Annotated in this window: 11 protein-coding genes; 9 read left to right on the forward strand and 2 right to left on the reverse strand. The window is 72.2% G+C overall.

Translation table 11 applies throughout. The annotated features are described in order from the left end of the window. Positions 1 to 114: 114 nt before the first annotated feature. Complete coding sequence (locus tag Q0Z83_RS51280; RefSeq protein WP_317790837.1) at positions 115 to 882, reverse strand: glycerophosphodiester phosphodiesterase; 768 nt, start codon at positions 880 to 882, stop codon at positions 115 to 117. A 74-nt stretch (positions 883 to 956) separates the two neighbouring features. On the opposite strand from Q0Z83_RS51280, the gene Q0Z83_RS51285 reads away from it, so the two are divergent. The 9 genes from Q0Z83_RS51285 (at position 957) to Q0Z83_RS51325 (ending at position 13,518) form a co-directional block, all read left to right on the forward strand. Next, a complete protein-coding gene (locus Q0Z83_RS51285; RefSeq protein WP_317790838.1) occupies positions 957 to 3,275 on the forward strand; it encodes a GcvT family protein in 2,319 nt (772 codons plus the stop codon). Positions 3,276 to 3,611: 336 nt separating this feature from the next. Further along, on the forward strand, positions 3,612 to 4,292 hold the full coding sequence (locus Q0Z83_RS51290; protein ID WP_317790839.1) for an L-type lectin-domain containing protein: 681 nt from the start codon (positions 3,612 to 3,614) through the stop codon (positions 4,290 to 4,292). Between the two features lie 92 nt (positions 4,293 to 4,384). Continuing rightward, complete coding sequence (locus Q0Z83_RS51295; RefSeq protein ID WP_317790840.1) at positions 4,385 to 5,254, forward strand: glycosyltransferase family 2 protein; 870 nt, start codon at positions 4,385 to 4,387, stop codon at positions 5,252 to 5,254. After that, a complete protein-coding gene (locus tag Q0Z83_RS51300) occupies positions 5,251 to 6,360 on the forward strand; it encodes a glycosyltransferase family 4 protein (protein ID WP_317790841.1) in 1,110 nt (369 codons plus the stop codon). The genes Q0Z83_RS51295 and Q0Z83_RS51300 overlap by 4 nt, the downstream gene beginning before the upstream one ends. Continuing rightward, positions 6,357 to 8,267, forward strand: coding sequence for a hypothetical protein (locus Q0Z83_RS51305; protein ID WP_317790842.1), 1,911 nt, complete (start codon positions 6,357 to 6,359; stop codon positions 8,265 to 8,267). Before Q0Z83_RS51300 ends, Q0Z83_RS51305 begins: the two co-directional genes overlap by 4 nt. Then, positions 8,264 to 9,706 (forward strand): hypothetical protein, encoded by a 1,443-nt coding sequence (locus Q0Z83_RS51310; RefSeq protein WP_317790843.1) that lies wholly within the window; start codon positions 8,264 to 8,266, stop codon positions 9,704 to 9,706. The genes Q0Z83_RS51305 and Q0Z83_RS51310 overlap by 4 nt, the downstream gene beginning before the upstream one ends. After that, complete coding sequence (locus Q0Z83_RS51315) at positions 9,700 to 11,058, forward strand: lipopolysaccharide biosynthesis protein (RefSeq protein ID WP_317790844.1); 1,359 nt, start codon at positions 9,700 to 9,702, stop codon at positions 11,056 to 11,058. The genes Q0Z83_RS51310 and Q0Z83_RS51315 overlap by 7 nt, the downstream gene beginning before the upstream one ends. Further along, positions 11,055 to 12,281, forward strand: a complete 1,227-nt coding sequence (locus Q0Z83_RS51320) for a glycosyltransferase family 4 protein (protein ID WP_317790845.1) — start codon at positions 11,055 to 11,057, stop codon at positions 12,279 to 12,281. Before Q0Z83_RS51315 ends, Q0Z83_RS51320 begins: the two co-directional genes overlap by 4 nt. Then, a complete protein-coding gene (locus Q0Z83_RS51325; protein WP_317790846.1) occupies positions 12,265 to 13,518 on the forward strand; it encodes a glycosyltransferase in 1,254 nt (417 codons plus the stop codon). The genes Q0Z83_RS51320 and Q0Z83_RS51325 overlap by 17 nt, the downstream gene beginning before the upstream one ends. On the opposite strand, the gene Q0Z83_RS51330 is transcribed toward Q0Z83_RS51325, so the two are convergent. Further along, positions 13,446 to 15,206 (reverse strand): cellulase family glycosylhydrolase, encoded by a 1,761-nt coding sequence (locus Q0Z83_RS51330; RefSeq protein WP_317790847.1) that lies wholly within the window; start codon positions 15,204 to 15,206, stop codon positions 13,446 to 13,448. The genes Q0Z83_RS51325 and Q0Z83_RS51330 overlap by 73 nt on opposite strands. Positions 15,207 to 15,278 lie beyond the last annotated feature (72 nt).

Consider the following 15,278-nt stretch of genomic DNA (forward strand, 5'->3'; position numbering starts at 1 on the left):
GTAGGTCCGGCCTCGAACCTCAAGCATCCTCCGAACGGATGATGTCCGGGGTTCATGCGATCTCGAGAAAAAGTCTCTGACCAGGGATGGTAACTGATCGAACGGGAAGCGCCACTATCCGTCAGTGGGCCAGAAACCGCGCGCGGCATAGACGTCGCGCAACACCTCGATACGGTCCGTCATGATGCCGTCGACGCCCATGTCGAGGAGTCGAATCATTTCTTCCGGATCGTCGATCGTCCACACATGGGCCTGCAATCCGAGCCGGTGCAGATAGGTGAGAAATCGCGGAGTGAGCACGGTGACCGGGCCGTGCCGGACCGGGATCTGGACGGCGACCACCGACTCGGGCACGCGTAGCCGGAGACCGGCGGTCGAGGCCAGCCGCAGGCGGGTGGTGGCCCGCATACCGAGCGAGGTGGCCACCCGGGGCCCGGCGAGTGCGCGGACCCGGGTCAGTCGGGCGTCGCTGAACGAGGCGAGCAGCACCCGGTCCTCGGCGGCGGTGGCCCGCACCGCGGCGACGGCCGGCTCGGCCACGCCGTCGGCCTTGACGTCCACGTTGAAGCGGATCCCGGGCCAGGCGTCCAGCACCTCGTCGAGGCGGGGTACGGCGGCGGCACCACCCACCCGTACCGAGGAGAGGTCGGCCCAGGTCAGCTCGGCGACCAGAGCCCGCCGCCCGGCGACCCGGTCGAGCCGCTCGTCGTGGATGACGACCGGAATCCCGTCCGCGGTGGCGTGCACGTCGGTCTCCACGTACCGATAACCCATGTCGACGGCTCGCTGGAAGGCCTCGGCGGTGTTCTCGTCGCCGTCGGCGGCACCGCCGCGGTGCGCGAAGGCTAGCGGTCCCGGTGCGTCCAGGAACGGGTGGTTCACCGGGGCAGTATGCCGGGGCTTGTTGGTGTGGGCCAAAAGAGGTCGAATGGCGGTGACGGCGAAGAGGGGGCGCGATGTCCGGACCCACTGTTGTCATCATCGGCGCGGGGATCGTCGGGTGCGCGCTCGCCGACGAGCTGACCGGTCGCGGCTGGACCGGTGTCACGGTCCTGGATCGGGGGCCGCTCTTCGAGACCGGCGGGTCCAGTTCGCACGCGCCGGGGCTGGTCTTCCAGACCAATCCGTCGCGGACCATGTCGCGGCTCGCCCGGTACACCGTCGAGAAGTACTCCGAGCTCGGCTGCTTCTCGCCGGTCGGCAGTCTCGAGGTGGCGACCACGGCGGCCCGTCTCGCCGAACTCCACCGTCGTTTCGGCTTCGGACAGTCCTGGGGAGTCCCGTCATCCGTCCTGGATCCGGCCGCCTGCGCAACTCTCTACCCATTATTGGACAAATCATTAATTGTCGGCGGGCTTCATGTGCCGTCCGACGGACTGGTTCCGACGGTCCGCGCGGCCGAGGCGCAGGCCGCCCGAGCCACCGCCCGGGGCGCCCGGTTTCTCGGCGACATGACGGTGACCCGCGTTCTCTCCCGTGCCGGCCGGGTGACCGGGGTGGCGACCGCCGACGAGGAGTTCCCGGCGGACCTGGTGGTCAGCTGCGCCGGGCTGTGGGGGCCGGCGATCGGGGCGCTGGCCGGCGTGTCGATCCCGCTGCTGCCGATGGCGCACCAGTACGTCCGGACCACCCCGGCCGGCGCCGCCGACTCCCTGCCGATCCTCCGCCACCAGGACCGTGACCTGTACTTCCGCGCGCACGGCGACAGGTTCGGCATCGGCTCCTACCGGCACGAGCCGATGCCGGTCGACCTGGCCGACCTGCCCGGCGACGCGCACCCGTCGAAGCTGCCGTTCACCCCGGACACCTTCCGGCAGTCCTGGACGGCGGCCGGCGAGCTGATCCCGGCGTTGCGCGGCGCCACCCTGGAGGAGGCGTTCAACGGCGTCTTCTCGTTCACCGCGGACGGCTTCCCGCTGCTCGGCGAGGCGGCCGCGCTGCGCGGGTTCTGGGTGGCCGAGGCGGTGTGGGTGACCCATTCGGCGGGCGCGGCCAAGGCGGTCGCCGAGTGGATGGTGGACGGTCGGCCCGCGATCGACCTGCACGAGTGCGACCTCAACCGGTTCGACGCGGCTCAGCTCGCCCCGGACTATGTACGCCGCCGGGCGATCCGCAACTTCGTCGAGGTCTACGACATCGTGCATCCGGCTGATCCGCCCCCGGTGCGCAACGTCCGGGTCAGCCCGTTCCACCCCAGACAGACCGAGCTGGGCGCGGTGTTCGGTGAGGCGGCCGGTTGGGAGCGTCCGCTCTGGTATGCGACCAATCCGCCCCCGGAGGCGCCGCGCCCCCGGGACGAGTGGTCGGCCCGACACTGGTCGCCGATCGCCGAGACCGAGGCCCGGCTGACCCGCCGCCGGGTCGCTCTCTACGACATGACGCCGCTGACCCGGATCGACGTGACCGGTCCGGTCTCCTTTCTCTCCGGTCTGGTGGCCGACGATGTGGACCGTCCGGTCGGCACCGTCGTCTACACCTTTCTGCCGGACCGGGCGGGCGGGGTGCGCAGCGACGTCACGGTGGCCCGGCTCGGCGAGGACCGGTTCCGGGTCGGTGGGAACGGGCCGCTCGACGTCGACTGGCTGCGTCGGCACGCGCCACCCGGCGTCTCGGTACGCGATGTCACGGGCGGCACCTGCGGCGTCGGCCTGTGGGGTCCGGCGGCCCGCGAACTGGTCGCCCCGCTCACCGACGTGGACGTGTCGGCCGAGGCGTTCCGTTACTTCCGGGCCCGCGAGGGTCACCTCGGCACGGTTCCGGTGACCATGCTGCGACTGTCCTATGTCGGTGAGCTGGGCTGGGAGATCTACACCGAGGCCCAGTACGGCCTGCGGCTCTGGGACACCCTCTGGGAGGCGGGTCGGGAACACGGGCTGATCGTGGCCGGCCGGCTGGCGTTCGACAGCCTGCGCCTGGAGAAGGGGTATCGCGCTTGGGGACGGGACATGACCGGTGAGGACGACCCGTATCAGGCCGGTCTGCGGCCGTTCGGGGAGCAGCCCCCGGATCGGCGGCTGACCTGCCTGGTGCTGGCCGACACCGGGGACGTTCCGCTCGGCCGGGAACCGGTGTACGCGGGCGGGTTCCCGGTCGGGCACGTGACGAGCGCGGCGTACGGCTGGTCGGTGGGTGCCCCGATCGCGTACGCCTGGCTGCCGTCGGCCTTGGCCCTGCCGGGCACACAGGTGGAGATCGGCTATTTCGACCGGCTACTGCTCGCCACCGTGGCGGCCGAGCCGCTGTTCGATCCGAAACACGAGCGTCTACGGCGCTGATCTGCGGATTCTCCGTCGCGAACGGCCCGGTTGTGACTAGCATCGAGTCGATCAGGACAGGCGAGTCGCCGTTGCCGCCGTTCACACGATCGTGGGTTCCCGACCGGGTCGACCGGCCGGTCCACGCTGCGTGCCGCGCGCTGATCGTCTCGAAACGAAACCGTCCGGGGTAAATAACGGGACTCGCTCACACGGCTTCGCGGACTGCCCTAGCTTAGGCCAGGTCTAACTCGGGCAAATCCGTTTGAAGTGGAGTATGTCGTGCGCTTTTCTCGTACGTCCAGGGTCGCGCGGGGCGGTCTCTGGGCCTCCGCCCTGCTCTCCATAGTGGCCGCGGTGAATTCGGGAGGAGCGCTCGCGGCCGACGCCGATCCGCCGCCGTACACGCCCCCGCTGGCCCTCAACGGGACCGCCTCCCTGATGTGGCGGGCCGGGGACGACGCACGCGTCATCCGCCTGACCGACGGTGGATACCGCCAGGCCGGGTCGGCCTGGAGCATGGAGATGGTCGACCTGACCAGTTCCTTCGAGACCACCTTCACCGCCCACCTGCGCGCCGGCAAGGTCGGCGCCGACGGCATCGCGTTCGTCGCACAGGGCGAAGGGCCCCGCGCGCTCGGCGGCTGGGGCGGTGGCCTCGGCTATCGCGGCATCTGGCGCAGTGTGGCGGTCGAGTTCGACATCTTCCAGAACACCCCGGACCCGAGCAGCAACCACCTCGCGGTGTCGGTCAACGGCAACCCGGACCGGCACGAGTCGGCCGCCGAATCCTCGATCCGGCTCTACGGCAAGCCGTTCCAGGCCCGGATCCGGTACGAGGCCGGCCAGCACCGGCTGACCGTCTACATCCGTCCGCGGGCCGGCAAGGCCACCGAGGAACTCCTGCTCGACCAGAAGGTGGACCTCGCTCGTAAGGCCGGCGTCCGGTACGGCTGGGTCGGGTTCACCGGCGCCACCGGCAGCCTGACCGCACGCCAGGACGTCTACGAGTGGTCGGTCGGCATGCCGCACGCGTGAGCGCACCGTCCCGCCGGGGCCTCGCGCCCCGGCACCTTCCCATGCTCCGGCCCGGACCGGGCCGACTCCAGCCTCCCCGATCGGAGAGAGTTATGCCCACGGTCGACCGTGTGCTTCCCGGCGAGACGAACACCGTCATCGACATCGAGGCCATCCAGGCCGCCGTCCCGGCGATCCCCGACCTTCCCGACGACCCGGACGACGGCGCCGAGCCGGAACCCCGGATCAGCGTCATCGTCCCGGCGCTCAACGAGGCGCGCAACATCCCGCACGTCTTCGCCCGGCTCCCGCAGGTCGACGAGATCGTCCTGGTGGACGGCGGGTCCATCGACGACACGGTGGCGGTGGCCCGCCGGCTGCGGCCCGACATCCGTGTCGTCAGGCAGAACCGCAAAGGCAAGGGCAACGCGCTGGCCTGCGGATTCGCCGCGGCGACGGGCGACATCATCGTGATGATCGACGCCGACGGCTCCACCGACCCGCTGGAGATCCCCCGCTTCGTCGAGGCGTTGCGTGCGGGCGCCGACTTCGCCAAGGGCTCCCGGTTCCGGCCGTCCGGCGGCAGCGCCGACATCACCCGGCTGCGGCGGGCCGGTAACAAGTGCCTCAGCCTGCTGGTGAACGTCCTGTTCCGGACCAGGTACAGCGACCTCTGCTACGGCTACAACGCGTTCTGGGCGCACTGCCTGGACGTCTTCGACCTGGACAGCACCTCCCCGATGCCGGACAACACGGACGGTCGGCTGTGGGGCGACGGGTTCGAGATCGAGACCCTGCTCAACCTGCGTGCGGCCCGGGCCGACCTGAAGATCACCGAAGTGGCCAGCTTCGAGCACAACCGCATCCACGGGGTCAGCAATCTCAACGCCCTCACCGATGGTATGCGCGTGCTGCGTACCATCGCGCGGGAATGGCCCCGGCGGGCCCGCGTCAAGCAGATCGCCGAACGGCAGGCCCGATGAGGATCGGCATCGTCGCGAACGCCTACCACCCGGACATCGGCGGGGTGGAGACCCATGTGAAGCGGCTCTGCGCCGGGCTGATCGCGGCCGGCGACGAGGTCGAGGTGATCACCCAGCACGCCGTCCGGTCGGTGGAGACCGTCGACGGTGTGCTCGTCCGCCGTTTCCCGCTCACCGTCCCGGCCGGCAACTACCGACTGTCCGTGCCGCTGTGGCGCTGGCTGCGCGCCCACGCCGGGGAGTACGACGTCCTGCACGCGCACAGCTACCACGCCCTCACCGCGCTCTGCGCCGCCCTGGGCAACCGGTCCCCGCTGGTGTTCACGCCGCACTACCACGGCACCGGGCACACCAGGTTCCGGGCGGCGCTGCACCCGCTCTACCGGCCGCTCGGCCGGACCATCATGAACCGGGCCGCCGCCGTCGTCTGCGTCACCTCGGCCGAGCGCGAGCTGGTGCTGCGTGACTTCCCGGCGGTCGGCACCCGGGCCGTGGTCATCCCGAACGGCACCGACCCGCGTCCGATTCGTGGCCCGGCCTCGCCGCGCACCCGCCGAATCCTCTGCGTCGGGCGGCTGGAGCAGTACAAACGGGTCGACCGGGTGATCCGGGCGATGACCCGGCTCGGCCCCGAGCACCGCCTCGACGTGGTCGGCACCGGCCCCGCCGGAGACCGGCTGCGCAGGCTCGCGGCCGGTCTCGGACTGGCCGGGCGAGTGGTCTTCCACGGCCGCCTCGACGACGCCGCCTTCGACTCGTGCCTGGCCCAGGCCTCGGCGGCGGTCTCCGCCTCCACTCACGAGGCGTTCGGCATGGCGGTCGCCGACGCGCTCGCCGCCGGCCTGCCGACCGTGGCCACCCCGATCCCCGCGCACCGCGAGGTCGCCGGGCTGGCCGGGGACAGCGCGTGGCTGCGGTTCGCCGACCCGGACGACGAGAACGCGCTGGCGGCCGCACTCAAGGACGCCGCGGCCATCGGGCGTACCCGGCCCGCCATCCTGCCGACCTGGTCGGACGTCGTCGGCGCGACACGCAACATCTACGCCGCGGTGGCCCGCCGGACCACCTCCGTCGGGACCGGCCCGGTGGGGGCCGTGGCGCGATGAGCGCTGCCACGGCCAGTCCCACCATCGACCGGCGGGACGGCCGGGACCCGGGGCCGGCGCGGCGCGCCTGGGCCGGGCCGGTCGCCGCCGGGCTCACCCTCACGCTCACCGGGGCGGCCGGGGCCGCCGCCCTGGTGACCGCGTACCGGCGGGCCGAATGGGGACAGGACGGCCAGTTCTCCTGGTTCTGGGCCGGCATGCTGGTGTTCAGCCTGCCCGCGGCGTACTGGGCGATCCGCCGCGACTCCAGCGCCCGGCTGCGCCTGGCCGTCCTGGTCGGCTACGCCTGCTTCACCTACCTCCCGAAACTGCTGCGCAACCCGGCCGGGCCGCTTTACCACGACGAGTACGCCCACTGGGGACAGAGCCGCGACATCGTCATCGACGGACTGCTGTTCCAGCAGAACTCGATCGTCCGGGTGATCGGTGACTACCCCGGCCTGCACGCCACGGTCGCCTCGCTGGCCACGCTGACCGGCGTCACCGTCTGGCAGGCCGCCCTGTTCGTGCTGATCCTGGCCCACGTGCTGCTCACCCTCGGGGTCGCGGTGCTGGCCGGTCAACTGTGGCCGGACCCGCGGGTCGCCGCCGCGGCCGCGATCGTCTACAGCCTGAACAGCTCGTTCCTCTACTTCGACACCCAGTTCGGCTACGAGTCACTGGCCATCGGCGTGCTGGTGTGGGCGCTGGCCTGCGGGATGCTCGCGATCCGGGCGGTCAGCACCCGCGCCCGGCTCGGCTGGGCCGCCCTGTTCGTGCCGTTCACCGTGGCGATCACGGCCACCCACCACCTGACCGCCATCTGGCTCACCGGCATTCTCGGGCTGATCGCGCTGGCCTGCACGATCTTCCGCGCGCCGGCCCGTACCGCCTGGGCTCTGACCGTCACCGCCGGCGCCTCGGTCTCGATGTGGATGGCCGCGGTGTCGCCCCGGACCGGCACCTATCTGGAGCCCTACCTGGGCCGGGCCCTCGATCAGTTCGGCGGCATGGCCGGCGGCGACTCCGGCGGCCGCACCCTGTTCAACCAGTCGGTCGCGCCCTGGTGGGAGCAGCAGGCCGCCTTCCTCGCCCCCGGGGTGGCCCTGCTCGCCGTGATCGGTGCCGGTGTGCTCTGGTGGCGTCGCCGCCGGGTCACCGACCGGCTGACCCGGGCCGCGTCGGGCGCGATGCTGCTGCTCGCCGCCCTGTACTTTCCGGCCACACTGCTGATCCTCACCCCGTCCGGCGCGGAGGGCGCACGCCGGTCCTGGGCCTTCAGCTACCTCGGCATCGCCGTGGTGACCGCCCCGTTGATCATCGCACTGCTGGACCGCGCACGCCGCCGGATCAGCGTTTCCGCGATTTTTCTCCTGGCCACCTGCACGTTGATGATGGTCGGCAACACGGCCGCCGGCATGAACCCGTCCTACCGGTTCCCCGGCCCGCCGGTCTTCGGCTCGGACACCCGCGCCGCCACCCCCGAGCTGCTGGCCGCGTCGGAGTGGCTGCGCGAGACCGCAGGCCGCGGCGCCCGCCTGGTCGCCGACCGCTACTCCGGCCTGATCTTCGGCTCCTATGGCGAGCAGGAGCCGACCACCGGTTCGGAGAGCTTCCCGGCCTACCAGTTGTATCTGGCGCGACCCGGCGGGCCGATGCCGCCGGCCCTGATGGAACAGCTGCGGACCTGGCGCTTCGAGTACCTGGTGGTGGACCGCCGGATGGCCGAACAGGTACCCGACATCAAGATCTACTTCGAGAACAACGAGCCGATCCCGCACGACGGGAGACCCGGCTTCACCAGATCCCAGCTGACCAAGTTCGACACCATGCCCTGGCTGATCAAGGTCTACGACGGGCCGCACATCGCCATCTACCGCTTCGACTTCGGCAGTCAGGGTCAGAACCTCCACATGGGAGCCCCATGACCTTCCCCCCACCGTTACGAACCCCCGCCGTCCGGTCACTGCTGGTCGCGTACCCCGCCCTCGCCGGAATCCTCCCCGCCGCCGGCCGCCCCTGGCTCACCGTCCCGCTCTGCCTCATCGCCCTCGCGGCCACCGGCGCCCTCTGGATCCGCGCCCTGCCGGGCCTGCCCGCCGAAACCGGCGTACCCGCCGCCCGGCCCGGACTCGCCGCCGCAGCCGGCCTGATCACGATGCCGCTCCTGGCGCTCGCGCTGCACGCCGTGGGCCACCCGGTACGCCCGGCGCCCCTCGCCGTCGCCTGCGCCGCACTGGTCACCGTGCTCGGTGTGGCCGCCGTCCTCCGCGATCACCGCGCCGCCCGACGGTCCGCGCCCCCGCCCGGCCTTCCGGCTCCGCGCCGCACACCGTCCGGACCGGTGCGGACGGCGGTGGCGGTGACGATTCCGCTGGTCGTGGCGGTCGGCGTCGGCGGGTGGGCGGTGCGCGCGTATCTGACCGCGCCGCATCCGGCCGAGCCCGGCTATCTGAGCGTCGCCCTGAACGGCTGGGCCGCCGCGGTCGACGGCCCGGTCACCGTTCCGGCCCGGGGCCTGGTGGTCCCGGTCCGGGTGACCAGTGCCGGCATCGCCGAGACCACCCCTCTGCTGCAACTGCGGGTGGGTGGCCGGGTGGTGGCGAGCCGCTCGATGACGGTGGCCGCCGACTCGGTCCGCTCCCTGACCGTGTACGTCCCCGCGCTTCCCCCGGACGGCCGTCTCCGCAACGTGGCGATCAGTGTGGGCGCCACCAGCGTCGGCTTCTACGCCCGAGGCCATGCCGACACCGTCCTCGCTCCGCAGACCACCGTGGGCGCCGCGGTGACCGGCCCCGGAGTCGGCCCGCACGCCCCCACCGGCGCCGGAGACGCCACCGGTTCGGCGAACGTCCCCCCGGCCCGGCCCGGCGGCGACCGCGCCTCGAATCCGGGTGTCCGGTCCCACGGCGACCAGTCCCGGGGCGTGCGCGCCCCTTCGGCCGGCGACCGCACCGGTGCTGTCCGCGCCCATTCGGGTGGCGACCGGGCCCCGGGGGTACGTGCCCGGCCCCGACCCGTTCGTGCCGCCGGCGCCCGTCCGGTTCCGGTCCGGACGGGTGGGGTGCGGACCCCGTCGGCGGCGTCCGGCGGTGCGGTGCCCGCACCGACCGGCGGCATCGACCCGTGGGCCGGCCTGCCCGACCCGGCCCTGCCCACCGGTGGCGCCCCGGCCGGCACCGACGACCACACCCGCTCGGGCGGCACCAAGGGCGGGCGGGCCAAGACCGGCCCGGCGCCGACTCCCGCGCTCGGACCCGACGGCTCGGTCTGGCTCTCTCCCGACGAGGTCGATCCGGATCCGAGTCGGGTGGCCTGCTCGGGCAAACGGCGTGCCGTGCTGGCCGGGGAGGGAACCCCGTGCTGACCACCGCGGTACGCCGGCTGTCCGGGGACTCGCTGGCCCGCAACAGCCTGCTGATCATGGCGACCACGGTGAGCAACGGAGGTCTGGGCTACGTCTACTGGATGCTGGCGGCCCGTTCGGTCGCACCGGACCGGATCGGCACCGCGACCGCCCTGATCTCCGCCGCGACCGCGGTCGGCATGCTCGCCAACCTGGGCGCCGGCCACATGTTCATCCAGCGCCTGCCCGGCAGCGACGCCGCCACCTGGTCCCGGATCGTCCGAGCCGGTCTGTTCGCCGGTTCCGCCGCGACCGCGGCCACGGCCACCGCGGCCGCACTGATCGTCCCGATGTGCTCCGGGAACTTCGGGTTCCTGTCCGGTCCGATCGGAGCGGTCTCCCTGGTCACCGCCGCCCTGGCGGTGACCCTGACCACGCTGCTGGACAACCTCTACGTGGCCCACCGGGCCGGCCACGGCATGCTGATCCGCAACCTGGCGGTGGCCGCGGGCAAGATCCTCACCCTGTTCGCGGTTCTGGCCGCGGGCTACCAGGACTCGGTCGCGGTGCTGCTCTCCTATGTCCTGCCCACCCTGCTGATCAGCCTGATCACGATCCCGATCGGCGCCCGCCGCCTGCGCCCGCCGGCCCCGGCGGCCCCGGCTCCGATCCAGTCCGCGACGGCGGCGTTCCGGGCCGAACTCCCGCACCTGCGGACCGCGGTCACCGGGCACCACCTGATCAACCTGACCCAGGCCGGTCCGGCCGCTCTGCTGCCGGTGCTGGTCACGGCCCGTCTCGGCGCCGACGCGAACGCCCACTTCTACCTGGCCTGGATGACCGCGTCGATGCTGTTCATGGTGTCCCCGGCGGTCGCCTCGGCCCTCTACGCGGAACGCACCAACGCGGCTCCGGTCCCGGTGACCAGGGCCGCGACGGTGGTCCTGGCCATGGTCGGCGCCCCGGCGGCGGTGCTGCTGATCGCCGGTGACCGGATCCTCGCCCTGTTCAGTGCCGGCTACGCGGTCGAGGGCGGACTCCTGCTCCAGATCCTGGTACTGGCCGCGTTCCCCGACGCGGTGGCCAACCTGGCGGTGGCGCACTGGCGGTCCCGTGACGAGTTCCGGCTGTGTCGCCGCCTGAACGCGGTCCGCGCCGTCACCTGCCTGTCGCTGGCCTGGCTGCTGCTCCCCGGCGCCGGCGTGTCCGGAGCCGGCCTCGCCTGGCTGACCGGCCAGACCGCGTCCGCCCTGCTGGTGGCAGCGGTGGTGCTGGCCCGCCGGCACCGAAACGGGGGCGCGGTGGGCGTACCACCGAGGGTTGGAAATCGGCCGCAAGCCGGCAGCGAGGCACCCACCTGGAGAAAACGATGAGGATTCTGCATCTGTCGAATCTCTACGCGCCGGTGATCGGCGGGCTGGAACGCAGCATCGCCACCAGTGGCGAGGAGATGGTGCGGCGCGGGCATGAGATCACCGTGCTGACGCTGGCGACGCCGGAGGCGCCGCACGACGAGACGATCAACGGGGTACGGGTGATCCGCATCCGCAGCATCACCAACACCCTCGCGCCGGGCCTGAACCGGGACCCGCGCAAGCCGTTCCATCCGACGATGGCCGACCCGCTGGCGACGGCCGGGATCGCCCGCGTGCTCCGCACCCACGACTTCGACCTGGTGCACAGTCACGACTGGCTGATGTACAGCTACCTACCGCTGCACGACACCCCGCTGGGCCTGCCGCACGTGCACACCGCGCACGATTTCGGGCTGACCTGCGTACGCAAGACGTTCGCCCGGGACGGCCGCCGCTGTGACGGCCCGAGCCTGGGCAAATGTGTCCCGTGTGCCTCCGGCCAGTACGGCCGGCCGAAGTCGACGCTGCTCACCGTCGGTCTGCGGGCCCACCGGCACCGGGGCATCGACTGCCTGACGGCGATCTCGAACTCGGTCGCGTCCGCCCTCAACCTGGCCCGGCTGCCCGGCGAGCTGCCGGTGCGGGTGATCTCCAGCCTGGTCCCGGACGGCCTCGACGAGCTGGCCCGGACCACCCCCCGGCCGGACTGGCTGCCGGCCGAGCCGTACCTGCTGTTCGTCGGCCAGCTCGGCCCGCACAAGGGCATCGACGTGCTGTTCGACGCCTACGAGAAACTGCGGGCGGGCCTGGACGAGCCGCCCCGGCTGGTCTGCCTCGGCACCACACGCGACGACACCCCGCCGATCCCGGACGGGGTGCTGGTGCGTACCGACGTGCCGCATCCGCAGGTGATGTCGGCCTGGCGGCACGCGTCCGCCGGGGTGGTGCCGTCACTGCTGGAGGGCATGGGCCAGGTCGCGGTGGAGGCGATGCTGGCCGGCACCCCGCTGATCGCGTCCGCGTCCGGCGGGCTACTCGACGTGGTCCGCGACGACGGTGTACACGGCCTGCTGGTGCCGCCGGGTGACGCGGAGGCCCTGCACGCGGCGCTGTTGCGCCTGCTCACCGACCCGGAGCTGGCCGCCCGACTGCGCGCCGGCGGTCTTCAGCGTGGCCTCGACTTCACCGCGGCCCGCGTCGTCCCCCAGATCGAGGAGGTCTACCGTGCCTGCATCGCCTGACCCGTTCGGACATGCCGAGGCCCGCCTGCTGAACGACCCCGGCCGCCCGAGGATCCTGGTGGTCGGGTCGGGGTGGCGGTTCCTGTCCGGGATCAGCTACTACACCTGCCGACTCAGCAACGCCCTGCACGATCGGTACGAGGTGGGCGCGATCCTGATGCGCCGGCTGCTGCCGGCCCGGCTCTACCCGGGCCGGCACCGGGTCGGTCACTCACTCACCGATCTCCGGTACGACCAGGACGTCCGGGTCTTCGACGGGATCGACTGGTGGGCGGTGCCGAGCCTGTTCCGGGCGGTCGGGTTCCTGCGCCGGTTCCGGCCGGACGTGCTGGTACTCCAGTGGTGGACCGGGGCGGTGCTGCACTCGTACCTGGTGTTGGCGCTGGCCGCACGGCGACTCGGCATTCGGGTCGTCGTCGAGTTCCACGAGGTGCAGGACACCGGGGAGGCCCGGCACCGGTGGGCGGCCCGATACGTGCGCCGCTGCATCCGGCCACTGCTCAGCCGGACCGACGGGGTGGTGGTGCACTCCCGGTTCGATCAGGCGGCACTGGCCGAGGCGTACGACCTGGAGGCGGTGCCGGCCGAGGTGGCGCTGCACGGGCCGTTCGACCACCACCTGCCGGACCGGCCGGTACGCGCACCCGGGGACGAGGTGTGCCGGCTGCTGTTCTTCGGGACGATCCGGCCGTACAAAGGCCTGGAAGATCTGGTCGAAGCCTTTGCCGACCTGGGCCCGAACTATCACCTGACGGTGGTCGGGGAGACCTGGGAGGGCTGGACCGGGCCGGGCGAGATGATCGACGAGTCGCCGGTCCGGGACCGGATCGAGTTCGTCAACCGCTACGTCGCCGACGCCGAGGTCAACGAGTTCTTCGCGCACGCCGACGTGGTGGTGCTGCCCTATCGGCGCAGCTCGGCGAGCGGCCCGCTGCACATCGCGATGAGCCACGGCCTGCCGGTGGTGGTCACCGCGGTCGGCGGCCTCGTCGAGGCCGCCGAACACTACAGCGGGACGGTCTTCGTCCCGGCGGCGTCGCCGGGCGAACTGCGCGAGGCGATCGTCCGGGCCGCGAGCCTGGCCGGCCGGCGGCACGCCGACCCCTCCTCCTGGGGGCGTACGGTCGACGCGTACGCCCGCCTGCTGACCCGGATCGGGGTCGATCAGGAGCCGCCGGTCGACAGCGCCACGTCGTCGAACCAGACACTCCCCCTGTTGTCACCCGACTTGAGGTGAAGCTGGACGCTCGTGGCCCCGGGCGGGGCGACCGCGTCCACGGTCAGCCTCGTCCAGTCACTGTCGCCCTTCGCGACCTGCTTCGACGAGTTCTGGCCGAGCCAGCGGTCGTTGATGTCGAACCAGCTCAGCGCGATCTCGTTGGAGCCGGTCACCCCGGCGCCGCGGGCCCACGCCTCGGCGTGCCAGGTCTGCCCGGCCCGTACCGGATCGACCGGTGACGTGCGCACCGACGGCAGGCTGGAGCCGTTGCGGACGGTCCCGGTGAACCGGGCCGAGAACTCACCGGTGCGGGCCGCGTCCCGGGCGCGGACCGCGGTGCCCTCGTCGGCCAGGTACGGCCGCCACGGCGAACTACCCGGGCTCGCCTCGAAATCGAGGTCCAGCAGGCCGTTCGTCAGCCGGTTGCCGGCCCACGCGTTACGCACCACGTTGACGGCCGGCTTGGCCGTCCCGTCGGCCCGGAACAGACCGAACCGGTACTGTGCCGGCACCTTCGACACCTGCGAGTTCGACGGGATCGCGCCGTCCGAGAAGTCGTAGAGCGTCCACGGCGCCACCGACCGCACCCCGGCCTCGGCGGCCGCCGTGAACGTCCGGGCCAGGAACGCCATCTGCTCACCCTCGCTGCTGGTGGCGGTGCTCAAACCGGTCTCGCCGATCACGATCGGGTCCGGGCTGACCGCGGCCTGGGCCCGCTGGATCTCGGCCAGCGCCCGCTCCGAGTTCCCGTAGAAGTGGAAGTCGTAGTAGTCCAACGGCGTGTCGGTGAGGGCCGCCTTGATCCGGGCCAGCCCGGCCGCGCCACTCTGGCCGTCCACCGACAGGGTCAACGGCATCTGCGGTACGGCCTCGCGCACCGCCGGAATCAGCTGCCGCACCCAGGCCATCGCGGCCGGGTCGGTCGACACGAACTCGTTCTTCAGCTCCACCGACAGCACCCGGCGGTCGTCGGCGTACGGCGCGAGGACCGCCTTCGCCCAGGCGGCGCTACCGGCCGCGTCGGAGTAGCCGGACCACCAGTCGAACAGGGTCAGCTTCACGCTCAAGCCCTGCGAACCGGCGATGCTGATGAACTTGCGCAACCGCTCGGCGTACTCGGCCCGGGGCTTCGGGAAACCGAACGACTGCGGGAAGACGATGATCCGTACGTTGTCCGCGCCGATCGAGGCCGCCTTGGCCATGTCCGCCTCGATGCGGGCGGCGTCGAAACCGGTCCACATCGCCGACCAGCCCGCGTTCGACGGGTAGTAGTTGATGGTCCGGGCGGTGGTGACCGCCGCGAGCCGGGACCTGAGCGTCGCCGTCGTCGCACCCTCGGCTGTCACCGGCCGCGGGTCACCGACCGGCAGCGCCGTCGCCTGCGGCATGGGCGCGGCCGTCACCGGCTGCGGGTCGCCCGCCGGCTGGGCCGTCGCCTGCGGCGTGGGTTCGGTCGACGTCGGCTGCGGGTCGCCGGTCGGCGGGGTCGTCGCCGGCGGCGCGGGTTCGGCCGTCACCGGCTGTGGGTCGCCGGTCGTCGCCTGCGGCGTGGGCTCGCCCGACGTCGGCTGCGGGTCGCCGGTCGGCAGCGTTGTCGCCTGCGACGTCGGTTCGGCCGCCGACGAGCTGGAAGCCGGAAGTGTGACAGCGAGCAGAAGGGAGGAAGCAAGGATCGCCACGGCACGGGTACGAGCTGTCGTCGTCACGGTGGTTCGGAGCCCTTCGGTTCGTTCAGGTGGTGGCCCCTCCTTTCGGTTGTCCGACCCTTGGCCGTCAGG

The organism is Actinoplanes sichuanensis (assembly GCF_033097365.1).
Lineage (GTDB): Bacteria > Actinomycetota > Actinomycetes > Mycobacteriales > Micromonosporaceae > Actinoplanes > Actinoplanes sichuanensis.